Source organism: Chloroflexota bacterium (assembly GCA_009840355.1).
In the GTDB taxonomy this organism is placed as follows: domain Bacteria; phylum Chloroflexota; class Dehalococcoidia; order Lucifugimonadales; family JADFKI01; genus Bin90.
In genome coordinates, this window is the sequence record VXNZ01000024.1 from 1 (window position 1) to 19,998 (window position 19,998).

At 56.8% G+C, this 19,998-nt stretch carries 16 protein-coding genes; 9 read left to right on the forward strand and 7 right to left on the reverse strand.

The features are described from left to right. The first annotated feature begins 435 nt into the window (after positions 1-435). From F4X57_06515 to F4X57_06535, 5 genes are all read left to right on the forward strand, one after another. Complete coding sequence (locus F4X57_06515; GenBank protein MYC06807.1) at positions 436-2,274, forward strand: ABC transporter ATP-binding protein; 1,839 nt, start codon at positions 436-438, stop codon at positions 2,272-2,274. A gap of 328 nt (positions 2,275-2,602) precedes the next feature. Continuing rightward, positions 2,603-4,504: a hypothetical protein gene (locus F4X57_06520; GenBank protein ID MYC06808.1), complete on the forward strand. Its 1,902-nt coding sequence runs from the start codon at positions 2,603-2,605 to the stop codon at positions 4,502-4,504. 142 nt (positions 4,505-4,646) lie between these two features. Beyond that, positions 4,647-5,570 (forward strand): ABC transporter permease, encoded by a 924-nt coding sequence (locus F4X57_06525; GenBank protein ID MYC06809.1) that lies wholly within the window; start codon positions 4,647-4,649, stop codon positions 5,568-5,570. Then, positions 5,563-6,465: an ABC transporter permease gene (locus F4X57_06530; GenBank protein MYC06810.1), complete on the forward strand. Its 903-nt coding sequence runs from the start codon at positions 5,563-5,565 to the stop codon at positions 6,463-6,465. Before F4X57_06525 ends, F4X57_06530 begins: the two co-directional genes overlap by 8 nt. Before the next feature lie 56 nt (positions 6,466-6,521). Continuing rightward, positions 6,522-8,726, forward strand: a complete 2,205-nt coding sequence (locus F4X57_06535) for a CRTAC1 family protein (GenBank protein MYC06811.1) — start codon at positions 6,522-6,524, stop codon at positions 8,724-8,726. Between the two features lie 348 nt (positions 8,727-9,074). On the opposite strand, the gene F4X57_06540 is transcribed toward F4X57_06535, so the two are convergent. The 5 genes from F4X57_06540 to F4X57_06560 form a co-directional block, all read right to left on the reverse strand. Continuing rightward, complete coding sequence (locus F4X57_06540) at positions 9,075-10,982, reverse strand: ABC transporter ATP-binding protein (protein ID MYC06812.1); 1,908 nt, start codon at positions 10,980-10,982, stop codon at positions 9,075-9,077. Beyond that, a complete protein-coding gene (locus F4X57_06545; protein MYC06813.1) occupies positions 10,979-12,802 on the reverse strand; it encodes an ABC transporter ATP-binding protein in 1,824 nt (607 codons plus the stop codon). Before F4X57_06545 ends, F4X57_06540 begins: the two co-directional genes overlap by 4 nt. A 239-nt stretch (positions 12,803-13,041) precedes the next feature. Further along, a complete protein-coding gene (locus tag F4X57_06550; GenBank protein ID MYC06814.1) occupies positions 13,042-13,560 on the reverse strand; it encodes a hypothetical protein in 519 nt (172 codons plus the stop codon). 385 nt (positions 13,561-13,945) lie between these two features. Continuing rightward, positions 13,946-14,872 (reverse strand): hypothetical protein, encoded by a 927-nt coding sequence (locus F4X57_06555; protein ID MYC06815.1) that lies wholly within the window; start codon positions 14,870-14,872, stop codon positions 13,946-13,948. A 74-nt stretch (positions 14,873-14,946) separates the two neighbouring features. After that, positions 14,947-15,603, reverse strand: a complete 657-nt coding sequence (locus F4X57_06560) for a sigma-70 family RNA polymerase sigma factor (protein ID MYC06816.1) — start codon at positions 15,601-15,603, stop codon at positions 14,947-14,949. 196 nt (positions 15,604-15,799) lie between these two features. Between F4X57_06560 and rimI the strand changes: the two genes are divergently transcribed. The 3 genes from rimI (at position 15,800) to F4X57_06575 (ending at position 17,746) form a co-directional block, all read left to right on the forward strand. After that, positions 15,800-16,489 (forward strand): ribosomal-protein-alanine N-acetyltransferase, encoded by a 690-nt coding sequence (rimI, locus tag F4X57_06565; GenBank protein MYC06817.1) that lies wholly within the window; start codon positions 15,800-15,802, stop codon positions 16,487-16,489. An 84-nt stretch (positions 16,490-16,573) separates the two neighbouring features. Continuing rightward, positions 16,574-17,020 (forward strand): DUF3179 domain-containing protein, encoded by a 447-nt coding sequence (locus F4X57_06570; protein MYC06818.1) that lies wholly within the window; start codon positions 16,574-16,576, stop codon positions 17,018-17,020. 3 nt (positions 17,021-17,023) lie between these two features. Next, entirely contained in the window at positions 17,024-17,746 is a 723-nt protein-coding gene (locus F4X57_06575) for a DUF3179 domain-containing protein (GenBank protein MYC06819.1), read from the forward strand. A 98-nt stretch (positions 17,747-17,844) separates the two neighbouring features. Here F4X57_06575 and F4X57_06580 read toward each other — a convergent pair whose 3' ends face one another. After that, a complete protein-coding gene (locus F4X57_06580) occupies positions 17,845-18,225 on the reverse strand; it encodes a nuclear transport factor 2 family protein (GenBank protein ID MYC06820.1) in 381 nt (126 codons plus the stop codon). A gap of 176 nt (positions 18,226-18,401) precedes the next feature. Between F4X57_06580 and F4X57_06585 the strand changes: the two genes are divergently transcribed. Next, positions 18,402-19,238 carry an alpha/beta fold hydrolase gene (locus F4X57_06585; protein ID MYC06821.1) on the forward strand — a complete coding sequence of 279 codons (837 nt, stop codon included), beginning with the start codon at positions 18,402-18,404 and terminating at the stop codon, positions 19,236-19,238. A 69-nt stretch (positions 19,239-19,307) separates the two neighbouring features. Here the strand turns inward: F4X57_06585 and F4X57_06590 are convergent, their stop codons facing one another. Further along, positions 19,308-19,952, reverse strand: coding sequence for a DM13 domain-containing protein (locus F4X57_06590; GenBank protein MYC06822.1), 645 nt, complete (start codon positions 19,950-19,952; stop codon positions 19,308-19,310). Positions 19,953-19,998 lie beyond the last annotated feature (46 nt).

Genomic DNA, 19,998 nt, shown 5'->3' on the forward strand with positions numbered 1-19,998 from the left:
ATCATGACTCCGTGTTGAGTATAGGTGTGCGGTCGTTGGTCGGCAACGGGCGGCACAACTGGTCGTGGGCAGGTCAATGCTGTCTCCTTTATTTCTGGTTCCTGTACGTCATGACATACCCGAACTGTCAGTTCTCGTCGAGAGTCAAGTAATCCGAATCAATAGAAGCGATTCCTCAAAGATTACGAGGCAAAGATCTTAGGGCGATCAAGGCATGCGGAGATTCCATTATGCAACAGAAAAAGGCGTTTGGATACAAATACAGCCTTGTAAGAGTACGACACTTTGAGCGTAGTCATCAGGCGAACTCAGCACCGATGGACGGCGGCTTCAAAACCCTTGAACGCGTTGCCCCCATTCGCATCGTAAGAATAAATGCTACTATGAATTGATTCTTGCTTGTATCGTGTCCTGAGTGACTTTTGGTAGCAGTACGTGATTGAGTTCGACTTTTCGGACGACGCCCTGTCTAACGACGAACACAGCATGGAGCCGCGCCCTGCTAGGGAGACAGTTCCGCGAATCTTTCGTGTTCTCTCCCCCTATTGGCGCATCCTTGCTCTAACTTCGATACTGACTCTGTTCGTCTCGATTCTCTGGCTGATTCCACCCGCCTTACTGGGCAGAATCATTGATGACGGAATTCTGTCAGGCGACACTCGGTTGCTTGCCATTCTTTCTGCCGTCACGGTAGGCGTCGCTTTGACTCTGCTGGCGCTTTCCTTCCTGTCGGACTATCTGCTGTCATTCGCCGCCCTGAAGGTGGTGCGGCGGGTTCATATCATGCTGTTCGAGTCTCTACAGAATCAGTCGTACGGCTTTTTCGTGCGCACCGACCAGGGCACGATTGTCTCCCGACTGTGGAACGATGCGTTTGGCACTCAGATATTCGTTCATTCGCTGATTCGTAATGCGCTTGGCAGCGTCGTTCTCTTCGCCAGCACGCTGATCTTTATGCTCGTGTGGAACTGGCAGTTAGCGCTCCTGTCCATACCATTCCTGCCTGTGGTGCTCTGCGTGTCCTTCTTCGTGGGAAGATTGAACCGCAAGTTTACCGAGAGAGTGTTTGCCAAGTACGCCGAGATAATGTCCTTCGCCACCAGCAGGCTGAGCATAGACGGATTCATCGTCATCAATGGGTTTGGATACGACAAGTCGGCCGACCTCAAGCGGTTTTCCGACGAGACGGCGGAGTTGATCAGCCTGTCGGTAAAGCAGGACATGACCCTTCAGGGGGTCAGTACGGTCTTCAATGTTGTTCCAGTGTTCATCACCGCCTTGATATACCTTTACGGCGGCACGCAGGTCATAGGCGGCGAAACCATCCTGGGGACGATAGTTGCGTTTGCGACCCTTTCCGTGATGCTTGCCGAGAGGATGTCGGGTATGGCAAGCTTGATCGTGACGTTGATTGGTTCACTGGCCCTGTTCGACCGGATCTTCCAATGGATAGACCTTGAGCCCGACGTAAGGGACTTGCCTGGTGCGCAAGACCTAAAGGACACGCACGGACATATTACATTCGACAATGTGTCATTCGAGTACGAACCCGGCGCTCCCGTGGTCGAGAACCTTTCCTTCGAGATTGACACCGGCGAACTGGTCGCACTGGTAGGACCGAGTGGTGCCGGAAAGACCACAGTAACTTACTTGACCCTCAGGTTCTACGATCCTGATGGAGGCAGCATCACGCTGGATGGACGTGACCTGCGCGATATTCGACTTGCTTCCCTAAACCGATACACATCCATCGTCCCCCAGGAAAGCGTCATATTTCACGCCACTGTGAAGGACAACCTCCTGATAGCAAAGCCGGATGCCACCGCAGAAGAGCTCGTCGCAGCTTGCAAAGATGCGCAACTACTTGCACTTGTAACGAGCCTGCCTGAAGGATACCAGACCGTTGTGGGAGAGATGGGGTACAGACTCTCCGGCGGCGAGAGGCAGCGGCTGGCGATTGCGAGAGCTATACTGAAGAAGCCGCGCCTTCTCGTCATGGATGAACCGACATCCTCGCTCGACTCGATAACCGAACGTGCGATCCGCGACGCTCTCGCTTCCCTGCGGCGTGGCGAAGAAAGGACGACCACCATTGTGATAGCGCACAGGCTCACAACCATTCTTGCCGCAGACAAGATCCTCGTTTTGGACAGGGGGCGCTTAATCGACTCTGGACGGCATTCGGAACTGCTTGAAAGGTGCGACCTCTACAGGCGACTGTATGAGGAACAGTTCGCTTCGCAAGCTGCGGAGAATGTAGGGAGCGGTGTCTGAGTGGGTGGCCACCATCGTCAGAAAGCACCTGCGTGCCCCCGTAATCGTGGAAGGAAATAGATACAAACCTAGCCGCGCTGCCTACCGTGGAGCACATGGTCTATGCAATTCGCCGGAGCGCCGCGATCAGCCAAAATTCATCTGTACCCAGACACTGGATAACTGTGCTTGCCACGCACAGACGGCTTGACACTTATGTAAAGATGGGATAGGTTTCTTCGCATCGCGAACACCATCATGGCTCCAACTTCTGTTTCACCAATCAATTACCTGCTAATCTCTGTATTGCGGCTATAAGTCAGTATATTTAGGTGGGAAAGGAAGTGCCATGATCTGGTTGGGCGAAAAGTTGAGCGTCAGATATTTCCTAGTATTCGTCGTGTGTGGGATGGTTTTGCTAGCGTTTGGGTGCGCCAGTCAGTCCGAGCCGGAAGTAGCCGTGCCTGCGCCAACCGCACCCGCCGCTGCGGCGCCAGCCGTTGCCGCGCCTACCGCTGCCCCCGCTGCCCCCGCGCCTGCGCCCACCACTCCGCCGCCATCTAAGCAGCCGGAAGGCGAGCTGGTAGTCGGAGTTCCATTGCTGCATCCTCTAGTGCAGTTGCAGGAGAAGGATGCGAACGGGACGGTTGGCGGACCAGGCACTGACTTCCAGATTTATGAGGGTATCTTCCGCGCGCAGTTCACAGAGCCGGGCGTCATCCCATCTCAAGAGGAGTACGAGCCGGAGATTGCCGAGTCGTGGGAGATTGCGCCGGACCTCAACAGTGCCACGCTGAACATACGCAAGGGCATTATGTGGCATAACGATTGGGGTGAGTTGAAGGCTGAGGATGTAGTCTTCACCTACAACAACTCGTTCAAGGCTGGATCGGTGAGCAACGCGGGCGAGCAGCTTTCGCCGGGCCACAGGGCAGGCTGGGAAGTCATTGATGAGTACACCGCCAAGATGAATGTAGTTCCCGGCGAGTTCAGCCCGACTTGGGGAGTGCTGCATGGAGGGCTTGGCTGGGACTCCACTTTTGGAATGACCTGTAAGCACTGCTTTGACGAGATGGGCGAGAGCGAGTTGATATCCACTCCGATTGGCACGGGACCTTATGCAGCCAGAAAGTGGGTAGGCAATGATGAAGTTGAGGGCGAGGCGCTAATCGACCACTGGCGAATTGTGCCCAACATCAAGACGCTGAGAGTGTTCGAGATGCCCGAGGACGCGACGAGAGAAGCCGCCATCCGCACGGGCGAGGTAGATATTACCAAGATTTCCGTCAAGAAGGTCGCGGGAATCATTGATGATACTAATGGCGTTGCCGTTCCAATGGGCTTGCCAAATCCGAACACTATCTATTTCTCCGGAAACTATTGGGCTAAGATATGCCCTGAGTGCGAAGAGATGGACCTGCTAAAGGAGCCTAGGCCGGGCTTCCTGCCGGATGATGAGCATCCGTGGATTGGCAACCCGTTCGCAGAGGGCTGCGACTACGACGCAATGTTCTCGTCCGTGCCGCCGCCGGACGGCTCGGTCTGCCCTGAGATGGAAGGACCGCGCAAGGTGCGCTGGGCTATGTCTATGGCGATAGACCGACAGGCTATCGTGGACAATGTTATGGATGGCTTCAGCGATGTGGCATATACGGCAATGCATACGCAGTTCCCGCCGGGAGACCCGAATTTCCAGGAAGAGTGGACCGTGCCTTTCGACCCTGAGATGGCGCGTGAGTATCTTGCCGAGGCGGGCTTTCCGGACGGATTCTCAGTAGTGTTCTGGGCGACTGAGAGCGTGCCGAACACATGGGATCCGGAACTTGCGGACGCGGTAGCTGAGATGTGGCGCGAGCACCTGAACTTGGATGTTACCGTCGATAAATCACCGTATGCCTCGCGCAGACCGGAGACGGTAACGAAAGAGATGGATGTGCCTTGGTTGCACGGCTGGGGTTTGCCGCCCGGCGGAACGAAAGCGCCGTTCTTCTGCCCGACTCCGGGACACTTGGGAGGCGCAGAACTTCCGGCTGTGGTCTGCGATGTGAACTACGAGAACGACATAGAGCCGAACTTGGAGAAGCGCGTTCAGAACAGCATATATTTCCAAGACTACATGGCGTACTGGCACATCAACGCTGCCGTGGCAACGGTAAAGAGTTTCTGGGTGCAATTGCCGGAAGTTAAGGAGTGGCATCCTTACTGGGGCAGCAGCTTCAACAACCCGGCTACCGTAGTTATCGACAAGTAATGTTCTTTCCCATGCGCCCGGCGCAGTGATACATTCTGCAATCCGGGCGCATGGAATTGGTTAATTCTCCCTCATCTCGCACCTCCTCTTTGACGGGTGTGGGTGATTGCATTGACCTAATCCCTATCGACCGGCAGGTGTGATGCAAAGGCTCATCCTTCGGAAACTGGCTGCAATAGTGGTCGTGCTGTTCGGGCTGACCCTCCTGGTATTTTCGCTGTCGCACGCGACCGGCGACCCACGTTACCTGTACATGACTCAGTACACGCGGACGACCTCTGAAGCGTGGGAGGCGCAGGGTAAGGCGATGGGGCTGGACAAGCCTCTGATAGTGCAGTACGTCATCTGGGTTGGCAACGCCGTGCGCGGCGACTTCGGCGATTCGGTCTATTACCAGCGCAATTCGCTTGAGATGATACTGGAGGCGCTGCCAGCCACTTTGCAGCTTTCCGGTATATCGTTCTTGTTCGCCATCGCTCTCGGGATGCCGCTTGGCGTCTTGTCAGCGGTCAAGAGGAGCACAGTCTGGGACTATCTGGGGCGCAGTTTCGCGTTGCTTGGGCAGTCTGTGCCGCCGTTTTGGATAGCGATTGTGCTGGTGCTGATATTTAGCGTGCAACTGGAGTGGCTTCCAACCTCTCGCAGGGGGGACTGGCCGCACTATGTACTGCCGGTAGCGACGCTGGGATGGCTCCCGGCGGCAGGGCTGTTGCGCCTGACTCGCTCTTCTATGTTGGAGGTGCTGGACAGCGAGTACGTAAAGCTGGCTAAGGCGAAAGGAGTTAGCTCGCTGAGTATAGTATGGAAACATGCCTTCAGAAACGCGCTAATTGCGCCGTTGACCTTCGCCATGATATTGCTGGCGGGATTTATGACCGGCACAGTAGTGGTAGAGACGGTCTTCGCGTGGCCCGGCATAGGCAGGCTGGCGGTGAATGCGGCGCTGAATACGGACTTCCCGCTTGTAACGGGGCTTGCACTGGTATTCGGCGTAGTATTTTTGATCGCAAGCCTCTTCGCGGACATTCTGTACGGCATACTAGACCCAAGAATTCGCTATGAATGAGCAGCAAGTCGGAGCCGACAGTCCCGAGTTCAAGATTGAAGGCGGGCGGATATCCAAAGCCTATCAATCGTTCAGGCGGTGGCCGTTCATCCCCGTCGCCATCGCTGTGTCCCTGGTCGTGGTGGCTGTATTCGCGGAGTTGGTTGCACCGCACGACCCGCTCGAAGGGGACACTTACGACAGGAACGAACCTCCGGTGTGGGCAGAGGAGGGCAGCCCAGATTTCTTGCTCGGTACAGACCATATAGGTCGGGACATACTGAGTCGCATGATTTTCGGCGCGCGTGTGTCGCTCATCGTCGCCGTAACCGTGCTGATAGCGGGCGCGGCTCTGGGAACTCTCGTGGGGCTGGTCGCAGGGTACATGGGCGGCTTGGTAGATGAAGCGCTGATGCGGCTGGTCGATTTCGTGTTCGCGCTGCCCTTCATCGTGGTTGCGTTAGTTGCGTCGGTCGTTTGGGGGGCGAGCCTAGAGCTTGTTATCATCTTGCTGTCGCTATTCACCTGGGCGCCGTTCGCGCGGCAAGTGAGGGCGGAATCATTGCAACTCAAGACTATGGACTACGTGGCGCTGGCTAGAGTCGCGGGTGCGTCCGGCTTTCGCATTACTGTGCGGCATATTCTGCCGGGAGTGGTAAATACTGTGATGGTGCTGTCCTCGCTTCAGGTTGGTTCGCTGATTCTCACGGAGTCGGTACTCAGTTTCCTTGGAGTGGGAATACCCCCGCCGCAGCCGTCATGGGGCAGTATGGTGTCGGAAGGCAGGCAGTATATTTCTACGGCGTGGTGGATTTCCTTTTTCCCGGGATTCGCCATCCTGCTGATAGTATTCTCGATGAACTTCTTCGGCGACTGGTTGCGCGATAAGTTGGATCCTCGGCTGAGGCAGATATAGCGCGTCTGCGTCCGGCTTGGCGGTCGGTTTTCGGCAGCGGGCTAAGGGGGTATGCCGTGGTTCGGCAGACGCTTAGGACAACGCGGATTACCTGTATCTGGCTCATCCTACTAGCGATGCTGTCTGTGATTGCCTGCTCGGAAGAGCTTGAGCCGCTTTCTCCTCGACCAGCGCCCCCTGCTCTCCCCAGCGCGACTTCCATACCAAAGGCGGCGGTCATAGTCGCGCCCAGTCCCCAGAGCAAATCTCAGGAGGGCGCGAAGCGAGAGGAAGAGGAAGCACCTGACATAACACCGTTCATCAATGTGGCGTCGCAGTTTCTCAGGGACGGACATGAAGTGAACAACTATCGCCCCGCCGTTGTGGTATTCGACTATGACCGTGATGGCGACAGTGATCTGTACATTACCTCGAACAAAGGGAATGGCAACCTGCTGTATCGCAATGAAGGGAACGGCAACTTCAACGATATGGCACAGGACGTGGGCGCGGCGCTTTCGCAGAGCAATAGCAGCGGTGCGGTTGCGTGCGACTTGAACAACGACGGTTACCAGGACCTGTATGTTGGAGCGCGAGGGATAATTGGCGATGGGTTAGACTTCAGGTCTGCGATGGACGACGGGCAGGACGCGGCGCAGCTTCGTGATGCGATTCAGGATCATCTTCTGCTGAACAACGGGGATGGCAGCTTCACCGACATCACGGAGGCAGCATTCGGCGATGCTGTGAACCTGCGCTCGGCATCGAGTATCGCGTGCGCCGACATAGACGGTGACGGCTGGCTGGATATCTATGTGGGCAATGCCGTTGACGAAGACTGGTTCATGTTCGACCAGCCATCTCATCCGGGCCACTACAACCGTCTTTATCGCAACAACGGAGACCTGACTTTCGAGGAAATATCAGAGTCGGCGGGCGTTGAGGGGGGTGAGATAATGCTGCGGTATGAAGACGGCTCCCCTATCATGTTTGAAGACGAGGAGACGAGCGCCGAGTATGAAGGATACGACCCGAATATCAAGGATACCAACGGCAATCGGGTCGCAGACCCTTCCGGGCGCACACACGCGGTGCTGTTCTTCGATTATGACGATGACGGGGACCAAGACCTATGGGCGGCAAATGACGGGCATCGCCCTTATGTCTTTCGCAACGACTCTACTGCCGGAGATGTTCGTTTCACGCCCGTTGCCAAAGCTATGGGAATAGATAAATCCGGCAATTGGATGGGCTTTGCGGTCGGCGATTATGACGGAGACGTGGATCTGGATGTATTCATCCCCAATGTAGGTTATCATCTTCGCTTGCTCGCCCCGCAGCAGGAGCCGGGAGGCGACTGTAAGTACACGGAGAGATTTGAGTGGGGAACATGCCTGCATTACATGCTTCGGAACGACGGAACGAGAAAGGACGCTAGTCTGGGTGTGTTGGGCGTATTTCCGGATGTAGTATCCGATACAAGAGTGGAGCCAAGTCCTTTGATGCCTCCGCGCTCGCTGGACAAAAAGCGTATCCATCCCGACTGGGAAGCGCCCACAGGTCTCGGCGCCTACGATTTCGGCTACGGCACGACCTTCTTCGATTACGACAACGACGGGCATCAGGACTTGTACTGGCTCGGCTCTGAGGGTCCTCCGGGGAACTCTTCGTTTCCGGCAGCGGGGCGAATGCTGAAGGGGGACGGCGCCGGGGGCTTTGAGGACATCACGGTGAGGGCGCACCTGTTGGACATTCGTGATGTTGACTACTCGATTCTTGACGTTGACGACCCGGACTTCAACGCGGACAAGCAGCGCATCAGCAACAGGTTCCACTTGAATGGTAAGGGGCTCGCGCATGGCGACCTGAATGGTGACGGCTACCTTGACCTGATTGGAACGAACAGCAGCGGACCAAGATGGGATGATCGGACGGGGAAGTGGATACCTGAATTGGGACCGATATTTGTGTGGCTCAACGGCGGTGGCGACAATCACTGGATCACGCTATTACTGAAAGGGCGCATGGGCGTGGATGGCACGGGCAGCAACGCTGACGCCGTTGGAGCGCGGGTGTATCTGGTCTCGGGAGGGCGCACGCAGGTGCAGGAAGTACGCACGGGATCGAGTTATTTGTCGATGGATAGCATTGCGCTGGAGTTTGGGTTAGGCTCTGCGGCATTGGCTGACGAAATCAGGGTGCGTTGGCCTAGCGGGAGAACACAGGTGATCGATGATGTGCCCGCAGATCAGGTTGTTCAGATAGTTGAACCCGAATCCTGATAGTTTCTTCCTTTACGCGCGCGGTTGGTGGTCATTCCCGCCATTCATCCCGCTCATTCTGCACTGGGCATCATTCGTTCTGCCGTTCACCTTTTGTGCTGTAAGCGTGCTGTCAATCGGCATCTTCTACTTGCCAGCCGCAATTGCAACGCTCGTGGTGGCGATTGCAAGGGGAAGGGACTAACGAGAATCTCAAGTCGCCACAGAAGTCTTGTGCCAGCCTTCTTGTCATCACGCGCGGCAAATGGAAAGAGGGCGGTCAGGAGACCGCCCTCTAAATGTGTCCGGCATTGAGTGTGCCACTATCGCACCGACATTGGGGTGCGATAGTGGTGCAAGCAGACTATTCTACTTATCCGCCGCCTCTTCGGTTACTTCTTCCATGGCGGCGTAGTTCATGCTGTAGAGGTGCGCGTACAAGCCGTTTTGTTCCATTAGCGAGTCGTGGTTGCCCACTTCTACGATTTCACCTTGGTTCAGCACAACTATTTTGTCCGCGCCGCGTATGGTGGACAGACGGTGCGCTATGACGATTGCCGTGCGTCCCTTTAGCAGCCGTTGCAACGCCTGCTGGATTAGCATCTCGGTGTAACTGTCGATGTTCGCCGTCGCCTCGTCCAAGATTAGGATGCGCGGGTCTGCAACGATTGCGCGCGCAAAGCTCAGCAGCTGCCGCTGTCCGAGGCTCAGGTTAACGCCGCGCTCCGCTAAGTAGGTGTCGTAGCCGAAGTCCATCTGCATGATGATGTCGTGGACGCCGACCGCTTTCGCCGCCTCTATCATGTGCTCGTCGCTGGCGCCCGGATGGTTGTACTTGATGTTATCGCGCACCGTGCCGGAGAACAGGAACGGCTCTTGCAGCACCATGCTCATCTGACCGGCGAGCGAGCTGCGCGTAACATCGCGAATGTCGTAGCCGTCCACGAGTATCGCGCCCTTTTCGCGCGGCACATCGTAGAACCGCGAGATAAGAGACACGAGCGTGGTCTTGCCCGCGCCCGTTGGTCCCACGACCGCGACCGTCTCGCCCGGGTTGATGTGCAGCGTCATGTGCTTCAGCACATCCGGCATCTCGCTCGCGCTGCCGTTTATACCGTTCGTCTGCGCGTTCTCCCTGTCCAGCCCGACAATCGCCTCGCTCGCCGCGTAGCTGAAGCTGAGGTCTTTCAGCTCCACATCGCCCTTCAGGCGCGGCAATTTGCCCGCGTTTGGTCTGTCCACGAGGTCAGGCTCGACATCCAATAGCTCGAATATGCGCGCGCCGGACGCCATCGAACGCTGTAACTGCGTGTACTGCATCGTCAGGTTGCGAATCGGGTCGAAGAAGCGCTGAATGTACATGACGAACGCTATCAACACTCCGATAGCGATCTCGTTGCCCTGCACCATGCTCGACCCGAAGAATACCGCCAGCACGATAGCCAGCGCAGTCAGAATATCCACCGCGGGCAGCAGGCTTGAAGACAGCTTGCCTGCCCACAGGTTAGCGTTCAGGTGTTCCGTATTCTTCTCGTCGAACTGTTCCAGGTTGCGCGGCTGACGGTTCAGCGCTTGCACCACGCGCACGCCCGTTATATTCTCGTTCAGCGCACCATTGACTATCGAAATGGCGGTGCGGATTCGCAGGAACGCCTTCACCGCGAACGGCTGCCAGATTGCCATTGTCAGCGCCAGTATTGGCAGCACCGCCATCGTTATCAGGCCGAGCTTCAGATTCAGTATCAGCAGCATCACGACGATCCCGCCCAGGCTCAGCAGGTCGGCAGCCGTCATAATGACCACGGTCATAAGCTCCTGGAGCTGCCACACATCCCCCTGCACCCGCGACATAATGCGTCCCACTTCCGTCTTGTCATAGTACGAAAGTGATAGCTTCTGCAGGTGCCCGAACATGGCGCGCCGCAAGTCGTACAGCATTCCCAGGCCAACCTTCGCCATGAACAACTGCTGGAAGAAGTTCGCCGCCATTCCGCCCAGCGCGACCGCTATGAACACGCCGCCCATCACGAGCAGCCCCCGGAAGTCCCCCTGCTTTATGTATCCGTCAATGCCCCGACCCAGAAGGAACGGGATAGCCACCTGCGATCCTACATACACCAGCATAGACAGAAACGCCAGGAGCGCAAACAATCTGTACGGGCGTACATAAGGCATCAGCCGCATTATCACCCGCTTGTCATAAACGCGCCCAAAGGTCTCGCCGTCAACCTCTCTGGAGCTGCTTCTACCGCTGAACGCGCCGCCGCTCATCATCATATTGTCACGGCCTCCTTTGCGCTTGCCGCCTGGCCGGTGCTCGAAAACTCGTCGCCCACATCGATGTCCCTCATGACATCCTCCTGCGGCCTCAGCTGCAATTCGTAGATCTCGTGGTACCTGCCGCCCAACGCGAGCAAATCCTGGTGCGTTCCTCGCTCGACTATCTCACCCTTATCCATCACGATAATCTCGTCCGCGCGGTGCACCGTGCTCAGCCTGTGCGCGATGATAAGCGTCGTCCTGCCCTTCATAACCTCTTCCATAGCCTGTCGGATGAGATCTTCCGTATTAGCGTCAACGCTGGATGTGGAATCGTCAAGCACCAGTATCGGTGGGTCGAGCAGCACTGCCCGCGCGATGGACATTCGCTGCCGCTGACCGCCGGAAAGGTTGACGCCCCGCTCGCCGAGTTCGGTATCGTACCCGCCGTCAAGCGCCGATATGAAGTTATGCAACTGCGCTATCTTCGCCGCCTGTATCACATCTTCAAGCGGAGCATCCTCGCGGCCATACGCGATGTTCTCGCGCAAGCCCGTGCCGAATAGGAACACGTCCTGCTGCACTATACCGATGTTGTGTCGCAGCGATTTCAGCGTGGTATCCCGGATGTCCATTCCGTCTATGGTGATGCGTCCCGAGTCCACGTCGTAGAAGCGCGGCAATAGGTTTGCCACCGAACTCTTGCCGCTGCCGGGAGGTCCCAACAGTGCGACAACCTTGCCCGGTTCTGCCTCGAAGTTGATGTTGTTCAGCACGGGCTTGCCCTCTTCGTAGCTGAATCTCACATCCTCGAAGCGCACATGACCCTTCACGCGCCCAAGCTCCTTGGCGTCAGCCTTCTCCGCCACTTCGGATTCGGTGTCCAGTATCTCGAACAGCCTCTGGCCGCCCGACGCCGCCCTCGCGTACGCATTCACCAGAAAGCCCGACATCCGCACCGGCATCGCCAAAATCTGCATATAGAAGACGAAAGCCGAAAGCTGTTCGATACTCAGGTCACCGTTGATATACCGCCAGCCACCAAACAGAAGTATGATCGCCAGACCCATCTGGAAAGAAAACAGCGTGAACGCGTTGTTTGCGGCACGTAGTCTCTCCGCGCTCAGGAAGGCGACCGAAACCTCTTCGCTCTTATCGTTATACTTCTGGTTCTCGAAGTCCTCGGACGCGAACGCCTTCACCACGCGCTGCCCCGTCAGATTCTCCTGGAGGACGGTGTTCAGGTCCGCCATCATATCCTGAATCTTCAGCCAGGCTTCTCTTAGCCTCAGCCTCACGACCCCCGAAAACACCATCACCAAAGGCACGAAGCCGATGCTCGCCAGACCGAGCTGCCAGTCCATTCTTACCAGAATGATGGAGACTACTACGAACAGCGCCATAAAATACGGAGTCCGGACGATGCCCATGTTGACGAACATGCGGATGTTCTCCACATCCGTAATTGCCCGCGACATCACCTGGCCCGTGTGGTTCTTGTCGTGAAAACCGAAACTCAGGTGCTGCACATGGTCGTACAGCTTGTTGCGGAGGTCGTATGACACGTACTGCGACACCGCCTCGCCAAAGTAGTTCTGAAAGAAAGACAGCCCGCCCCGGATAATGCTCAGACCGATGATGACTCCGACAATTATCAGAAGGTTCCGAAGAGGAACCCCGCCCTCCGTTAGCATATCCTCGATCTGCCCGATCGCCTGACCGAACACATACGGTAGGATCAAATATGCGGTTGTCGCACCTATCATCGCAATGTACGCGGCAGCCATCTCCCGCTTGCGACTGAACGCCATTTTCACAATTCGCCAGATTACCTGCATAAGCGCTCCAGTCCCTCCTCTGATTCGCGCTGCGGCGGCATATACAACCCTCACGCCGCCCGTTCACTATCCCTCCAACCATCTTCGACAAATAATTGTACCACTTGCAGCGTCCATTATGGTAACTAATTCTGAATGCAGGGTGAAGGGAAATGGACATTCGCATTCATGTGCGGGATAGAAAGGACGGGTTTGGGAGCAATGAAGTGCGGCAATGAATGGCAATGAAGAAGGAAGAACTACCGCAAGCCGTAGCCTCGCCGGAAGACTTGCCTATGCGCGCCGGAGCAGATGAAAACCACGACCGCCGGAATATAGACCGCCGTGTTCATCAGCGCATGGAATATGACGCCGTCGAAGTGTGCGCCGACTAATCCGGGCGTTCCCTGTAAGCCGGAGTTGAAGAACTGTACCAGTCGCGCCGAATGTTCGACCATGTGGTAGCCTTGCAATACGACCGTACCGACTAGAATCGCGCCGAGCATCTTATCCTGCCTGCACATGCGCTTGCCGAAGTTGAGCCAGCCCAGCGTTACGAATATCAGCGCGGCTAGGTACATCAGGTTGAAGGTGAAGTGGACCTGCTCCAAGTCGAGCGCGCCTATCAGCCCGTGCGCGTACGAATAATCCAGCACGAACTTCTGATAGATCTGCGCGATATGCTCAACCATGTGCAGCGTCTGTATCGCGACCGTCGCCACGAACATCCAGAGGAACTGCCGAAATGGGCTTGCGCGCAACTCCGAAATCGAAAGCATATCCATTCCCAAGTGTTGCCCAAGTGTTGATTGGATTACACTTAATCTACACTATGCTGTCAAGCCCATTCCACTGATTTGCGCGAAAATTGCCGCAGTTTCGTACAAATTGCGTCTTTCGCCAAGAAAAGAATCCCCGATATTAGGGACTCACCGTCAATTCCGCCTATGGGATGACAGAAGGCTTGAACAATGTGAGGAATGAGAGGTGCTACCCACCATGCCTAGAAATCGCTAGGTTCCGTTGACATTTCACAATTGCGTCCCGTCATTCTTGCGGAAGCAGGAATCTAGCGCTTGCAAGCGGCGTCAATATGACAAAGACTGCTACATTTAAGATTTTGCATTCTCGTTTCCACGTGAATGCCCCCACTGTCAACAAAACCTAGTGCCGATTGCCAGTCCCGCCGCCGCGCGAATGCCAGTCAACAGGATGATGCCCCTTAGACACCGGCACGCTGTAGTAACCGTAGTACCCGCTGATCGTACCTGCGCCGTCGTCGGCGAGCGCGATGATGATTATCTTGTAGCCCATGTCGGACTGGTGCATCAGCCGCCATACGCGCTGTTTGTGCGGCTCCGGCACCTGTTCCACGACCGCGGTCAGCTGCCCTTTCACATACGCTTCATCGTTGCTAAGCCGCTGCCTCAGTGCGTCCACGCTCGCCTTGTGCTTGTGATGGGCGGGTGCCGGCGGCATCTCTATGAAGTGCAATGGCAGCACGACGCCGATGTGGTTCGCGGACTCGTTCAAATGGCGCTGTAACCGAAACGCGACTACTTCCGCCTCGTGGATGCGTCCTCTGACAATCAACTCGCGCATTTCCCTGCCGCGTTCGCGCGCCAACTTCGCTTGCACCTCTGCCTTGCGCTCAGCCGAGCGTGCGATAATGCGCTCTTCGACACTCTCGCGCATCGTCTTGACCGGATACAACGCTTCGCCCGGGAGGCTGTCCGCTGATGCGACAGTGGTGCCGCCCGCCGCCACGACGGTCAGGAAGACGACCGCGAAAGCCGCCAGTATTGGCGTGGACAGCGGCCGCCACGACAGTCTGGGCAACTGCCAGCGCCAGCGACTTCGCTGCTTGCCTTCTGCCAACGCAGCCTGCATACGCGCCATACCGCGCGCTCGTGCCGCATCGCTTGGCGTCGCCGTGTGTGCGATGCGGATCGTCTCTTGGCTCGTCCGCAGCAGCGGAGCTAGCTCGTCCGCATGCTCCGGATACCGCGCCAAGCACTCCACGATGCTCTCGCCGGCGGCAAGTCTCGCTAAGCAGTCGTCCAATATATTGTCAAAGTGAGAGTCCTTCATCTCATTCCTCTGACATTCCAGTCACTTAGTCCATTCCCCAAAGGGGGAAGGTTAGGATAAGGGCAATTTGCCTCTTACCCTTCCGAACACCGCAACGCCACAGCCGGTCGCCCTTCCACCTCTGAACACAGCGTCCGGCGCAGTTTCTTCAGTCCCGCGTGCTGCAATGCCTTCACCGCGTTGTCCTTCTTGCCCATCGCTTTCGCAGTTTCTGCGACCGACAGTCCGGCGGCGAATCTAAGTGTGATGGCTTCTCGCTGCAGGTCAGTTAGGCTTTCCATCGCCTTGTGCACATCGCCCATCGTCAACTCCAAGTCCATTCGCGCGTCCGCATCGAAGGTCGTGGCTTCCAACAGTGGTGGCGCATTTTCCAGCGGCACGGTCTGTCGCCTGCCGTTCCTGCGGTAAAAGTCCACGACCAAGTTGTGCGCTATCCTGAACAGCCAAGAACTGAACGGATAGCCCTTCCACTTGAAGCGATGGATAGACTCGATCATTCGCACAAACACTTCTGCCGTTATGTCTTCGGCGTCCGCAGCACTTCCCGTGCGGAACGAGACATAGCGGAATATCGAATCGTAGTACTGCTCATACAACGCGGAAAACGCCGCAGCGCCGCCCGCCTGCGCTTGCTTCACCAGCAGCGCAATGTCGTCTTGAACCTGTATCGGAGCTTGCATCGATGTCTTTCTCACGCGGAATTCGATCTCGCCAACCATTATAACGCCCATCGCCGGATTTGGTTAGCACTCGAATCCCGAAGTGGTAAAGTCCCCAACCCAAAGCAAATTCTGAACCTGCAAATCTCTTTCCGACCGGCGCTCAACTGACACACCCGCTAACTTCCTGATAGAATGCCGCCATTCAATCTCAAACCAATAGCAAGTTACCCCATCCATTAGCGAACTACTACATGCGAGCCACCCGTTGAGCGCCGTCCAAGACTTGCCGCAAACCGACAAGATGCCCTACGCGCTGCGTCCGATGCACGAACGCGATCTCGAGCAGGCGTCCGAGGTAGAGCGGGACGCGTTCCCCACGCTGTTCCCTCCGACATCTTTTCGCCGCGAGCTGAAGAATCGTCTCGCGCGCTACCTGATTGCGTGGCGTCTTGAAGACCCGCCGGAGCTGGTGGCGCAATTTGAACGGCAAGCTAAGTCAAACAGAAACAGGGGACTATGGCATCGCGCAGCGGCGAGCATCTGGCGCGGCCGTCCAGTCGCGTGGCAGCCGGGTCAGCAGTACATCGTCGGCTTTCTCGGCGTGTGGTATATGCCCGACGACGCGCACATCGTGTCGGTCGGCGTGCGCAACGACTATCGCGGGTTGGGCATAGGAGAACTGCTGCTCATTGGTGCGATAGAGCAGGCGCAACAGCGCAGACGGCACATCGTCACGCTCGAAGTGCGCGTGTCCAACCATGTCGCGCAGAATCTGTATAAGAAATACGGCTTTGAGACGACTGGCATTCGCAAGGCCTACTACTCGGACAATCGCGAAGACGCGCTAATTATGACCGTGTCGTCTATCCATACCCTGGAGTATCGCCAAGAACTGCGCCGCCTGACAGCGGAGCACCGCAAGCGTTGGGGCAGCGCAGAGCGCATCCTGTCGTAATGCGCAAAGTCGTCGGCGCAAAATCGAATCTTTCGAGAGTGCATCTTATTTTCACAGTTAGGAGATAAGATAGGCGTTCCGATAATGACGAGTGCCGGGGTCGGACGGATTGAACTAGGAGAAAGAATGTCGCTGCTGGTAAAAATCGGAGTATTCCTGACGGCAATCTTGCTGGTCGTGAGCATGCTTGCGCCGCTGCTTACGCCGTTCTTCCAAGAGCAGGTCATCCCGCGTTTCGGCGGCAACGCGCCTGAAGAGCCGGCGGCGATCAACGGCGAGGCGATGTGGCAGCCGCGAATCATCGAGCCGCGCTACGACATCATCACTGTGCTTGGGTTCGACGCTATCCCTTCCATCAACAATCCCGAATTCGTGAGCGCGACTGAAGCCGAAGAGTGGATGGCGGAAGACGAGCAGGTCATCGGCTTGTCCATCAACGGCGACCATCGTGCGTATTCCATCCCATTGCTTAGCCGACACGAAATCGTCAACGACACGGTTGGCGGCAAGCCCGTCGCCGTAACATGGTGACCGCTGTGCTACTCGGCTATAGTCTATAGCCGCGAAATCAATGGCAACGAGCACACATTCGGCGTCTCCGGCAAGCTCATTATGAACGCGCTGGTGATGTACGACCACCAGACCGAGACGCTATGGAGCCAATTCTTAAGCAAGGCAGTTGACGGCGTTTTGACCGACACCGAATTGGAAGTCGTGCCCGCAACGCAGACCGGCTGGCAGGCGTGGCGGGAGTTGCACCCGGACACGAGGGTGCTCGACAAGGGAGGCGCCTACCGAGTCGATTCGTACACGCACTACTATGAGAACGACAGGGCGGGAATACACGGGCAATTCAACCCGGACGACCGCCTGCATCCAAAGGCGCTCGTGCTGGGCGTGAACATCGACGGCAAGCAGAAGGCGTATCCGTTCGGCGCGCTGACGGCACAGCAGGTGGTCAACGACACCGTCGCGGACAACGATGTGCTGATATTCTTCGACGCGGCAACCGGCACCGCGCTCGCATTTGACCGCAGCCCTGGCGACACGTCGCTCACATTCCGCATGGAAGGCGAACCCGCAGGCGCGCGTACAACGCTAGTCGATGAGCAGACCGGCAGCACATGGACCGCCTTCACCGGTAGCGCAACAGACGGCGAGCTGAAGGGCAGTCGCCTTCAGCGCGTCCCATCACACCTATCCTTCTGGTTCGCCTGGAGCGACTGGAACCCCCACACCGAAATCTACGCGCAGTAATGCGCAGAACGTTATTCCCTATGTGAGAAGGTTACGCAGGAGGGTAATGCGTACGCGAAACATCTACCGCATCTAACATCACCCCCTTGAATCATTAATTACTCCGGCAGCCGCGTCGATTGCCACGCAACCATCTGCCAGCCGGCGTCGCCGTTAACATAGACATCGGTGAAGCGCAGCGAGAATGTCAGGTCGTTTCCGCCTGAAGTAACCTCAACATCCGCTTCGCCATTAACGATAGCGGCGTCTCCGCAGGCGCGCACCACTACATTTCGCGCCGCCATCTTTCGATAGTTCAGATTGCCGTTGCCGATGGATTCCAGCATGCTCGCCTTCGTGTCCACCGCCGAGCTGGTGTGCACGTATGTCATATCGTCCGCGAGTATGCGTCCTAGCGTATCCACATCGCCCGCGACCATCGCGCGCATCCGCTCGCCGTCCAGCGCCTCAATCGTCTCTTTCACATTGTTATCCGACATTCCATTCTCCTTTGCTGATATTCGCTACCCTGCGTGACTGACTTGCAATAGCTCATATCTCATCGATGAGAGTAGGCCAGGGGATAGGCATGATCGCCGCATCTGCCCAAACTTGCCCGCCATAGTCAACGCAGATTATACTTGCGCGCATCAATAGGCGAAAGGGGTATCGCAAAATGCCAAAGGCTGAGGTAAACGGAATCAAACTCTACTACGAAATCACAGGGGAGGGATTTCCGCTCGTGCTCGCGCACGAATTCGCGGGCGACTTCCGATCGTGGGAGCCACAGGTGCGCTACTTCTCGCGCCGCTACCGCGTAATCACCTACAATGCCAGAGGCTATCCGCCATCGGATGTGCCGGCGGACGAGGACGCCTATACGCAAGAGTCGGAAGTAGAAGACCTGCGCGGCTTGATGGAGCATCTGGGCATCGACAAGGCGCACATCTGCGGTCTGTCCATGGGCGGTGCGCTTGCGCTGAACTTCGGGCTGGCACACCCGGACTTGGCAGAGTCGCTCATCATCGCTGCCGCCGGCAGTGGATCGACCGACGTCGAGGGGTGGCGCGAGAGCGTGTTCGCCAACTCGCGCGCGATGCAAGAACGCGGCATGGTGGCGATGACCGATTACTCGCAGGGCGAGACGCGCGTGCAACTGCGGCGCAAAGACCCGCGTGGTTACCGCGAGTTCACCGACCAGTTCTTGTCGCACTCCAGCCTTGGTTCGGCACTTACATTTCGTGGTGTACAGGGCAAGCGCCCGCCAATATTCGCGCTCGAAGAGCAAATGCGCGCGCTCACAGTGCCCACGCTAATCATGCTCGGCGATGAAGACGATCCGTGTGTAGAGCCAAGCATCTTCATGAAGCGCTGCATCCCGTCGTCAGGATTGGTGATGTTCCCGCAATCCGGCCACGCTATCAACCTGGAAGAGCCGGACCTATTCAACCGCACCTTGCAAGACTTCCTAACCGCAGTCGAAACCGGCAACTGGGCAGCCCGCGAAGTCTAATGCTATCGCAATTGCCTATTGGGCGATACCGGCGCAAAAATCACTAAACCGTCGCTTTCGACAAGCCTATCATTCCAAAGTTGCCACGCTAAACACCACGTGGAACGGCCTGCAGTAGATTACCACGCTGCCATACCCCTCGCCGTCTTCGCCGTCCGGCAGGAAGTAGTTCTGATTGCCTTCGTTGCCCTTTAGCTTGCCCAGCCCGAGGTAGCCCTGTACATCGTCGCGACCCTGCGGATTGGCGTTCGGCACTAGCAGCACGTGCAATTCGGGTCCATTCGTAACACGGAAATCTTCCAAGCGCAGCACATGCATGCCTTCCGCGCTGCGGTAGATGGTCGCTGTGCCGCTGCCCTTGTGGAAGCTATCCGCGTCTCGGAAATTGCCCGTCTTGACCTTTACCACAGACGCATCCATCATGGACGAATTGTCTGGCATCGCCATCTCCGCCGGCACGCGCTCGTCGTACTTCTCGAACTCGCCCGCGGCGTCGCGCATCATCGTTTCCGCGTCCGCCATCGTCTCGACCATCACCGTCTCGCCGCTGTCCATAACCACCTCGGCGGGCAGCACAGCGTTCGCCGCGAGCGGAAAGTCTTCGTTTACAGTAGTGGTGATGAACAGCGGCGACAGCAGCCACCAAGCCAGCGCGAGCGCCGGTATGCCGAAGATTACAACTGCGCCAATTATTATGCGCTTGCGAGTGAACATCTGAACCTCAGCACTTTTCCGAATTTGGATTTAATGTGGCATTGAT

Excerpts from the sequence above, each read along its gene's own strand:
- F4X57_06520 (MYC06808.1), top strand. The coding sequence starts at position 2,603 with ATGATCTGGTTGGGCGAAAAGTTGAGCGTCAGATATTTCCTAGTATTC.
- F4X57_06525 (MYC06809.1), top strand. The coding sequence starts at position 4,647 with ATGCAAAGGCTCATCCTTCGGAAACTGGCTGCAATAGTGGTCGTGCTG.
- F4X57_06530 (MYC06810.1), top strand. The coding sequence starts at position 5,563 with ATGAATGAGCAGCAAGTCGGAGCCGACAGTCCCGAGTTCAAGATTGAA.
- F4X57_06540 (MYC06812.1), bottom strand. The coding sequence starts at position 10,982 with ATGATGATGAGCGGCGGCGCGTTCAGCGGTAGAAGCAGCTCCAGAGAG.
- F4X57_06545 (MYC06813.1), bottom strand. The coding sequence starts at position 12,802 with ATGCAGGTAATCTGGCGAATTGTGAAAATGGCGTTCAGTCGCAAGCGG.
- F4X57_06550 (MYC06814.1), bottom strand. The coding sequence starts at position 13,560 with ATGCTTTCGATTTCGGAGTTGCGCGCAAGCCCATTTCGGCAGTTCCTC.
- F4X57_06555 (MYC06815.1), bottom strand. The coding sequence starts at position 14,872 with ATGAAGGACTCTCACTTTGACAATATATTGGACGACTGCTTAGCGAGA.
- F4X57_06560 (MYC06816.1), bottom strand. The coding sequence starts at position 15,603 with ATGGGCGTTATAATGGTTGGCGAGATCGAATTCCGCGTGAGAAAGACA.
- F4X57_06570 (MYC06818.1), top strand. The coding sequence starts at position 16,574 with ATGACGAGTGCCGGGGTCGGACGGATTGAACTAGGAGAAAGAATGTCG.
- F4X57_06580 (MYC06820.1), bottom strand. The coding sequence starts at position 18,225 with ATGTCGGATAACAATGTGAAAGAGACGATTGAGGCGCTGGACGGCGAG.
- F4X57_06585 (MYC06821.1), top strand. The coding sequence starts at position 18,402 with ATGCCAAAGGCTGAGGTAAACGGAATCAAACTCTACTACGAAATCACA.
- F4X57_06590 (MYC06822.1), bottom strand. The coding sequence starts at position 19,952 with ATGTTCACTCGCAAGCGCATAATAATTGGCGCAGTTGTAATCTTCGGC.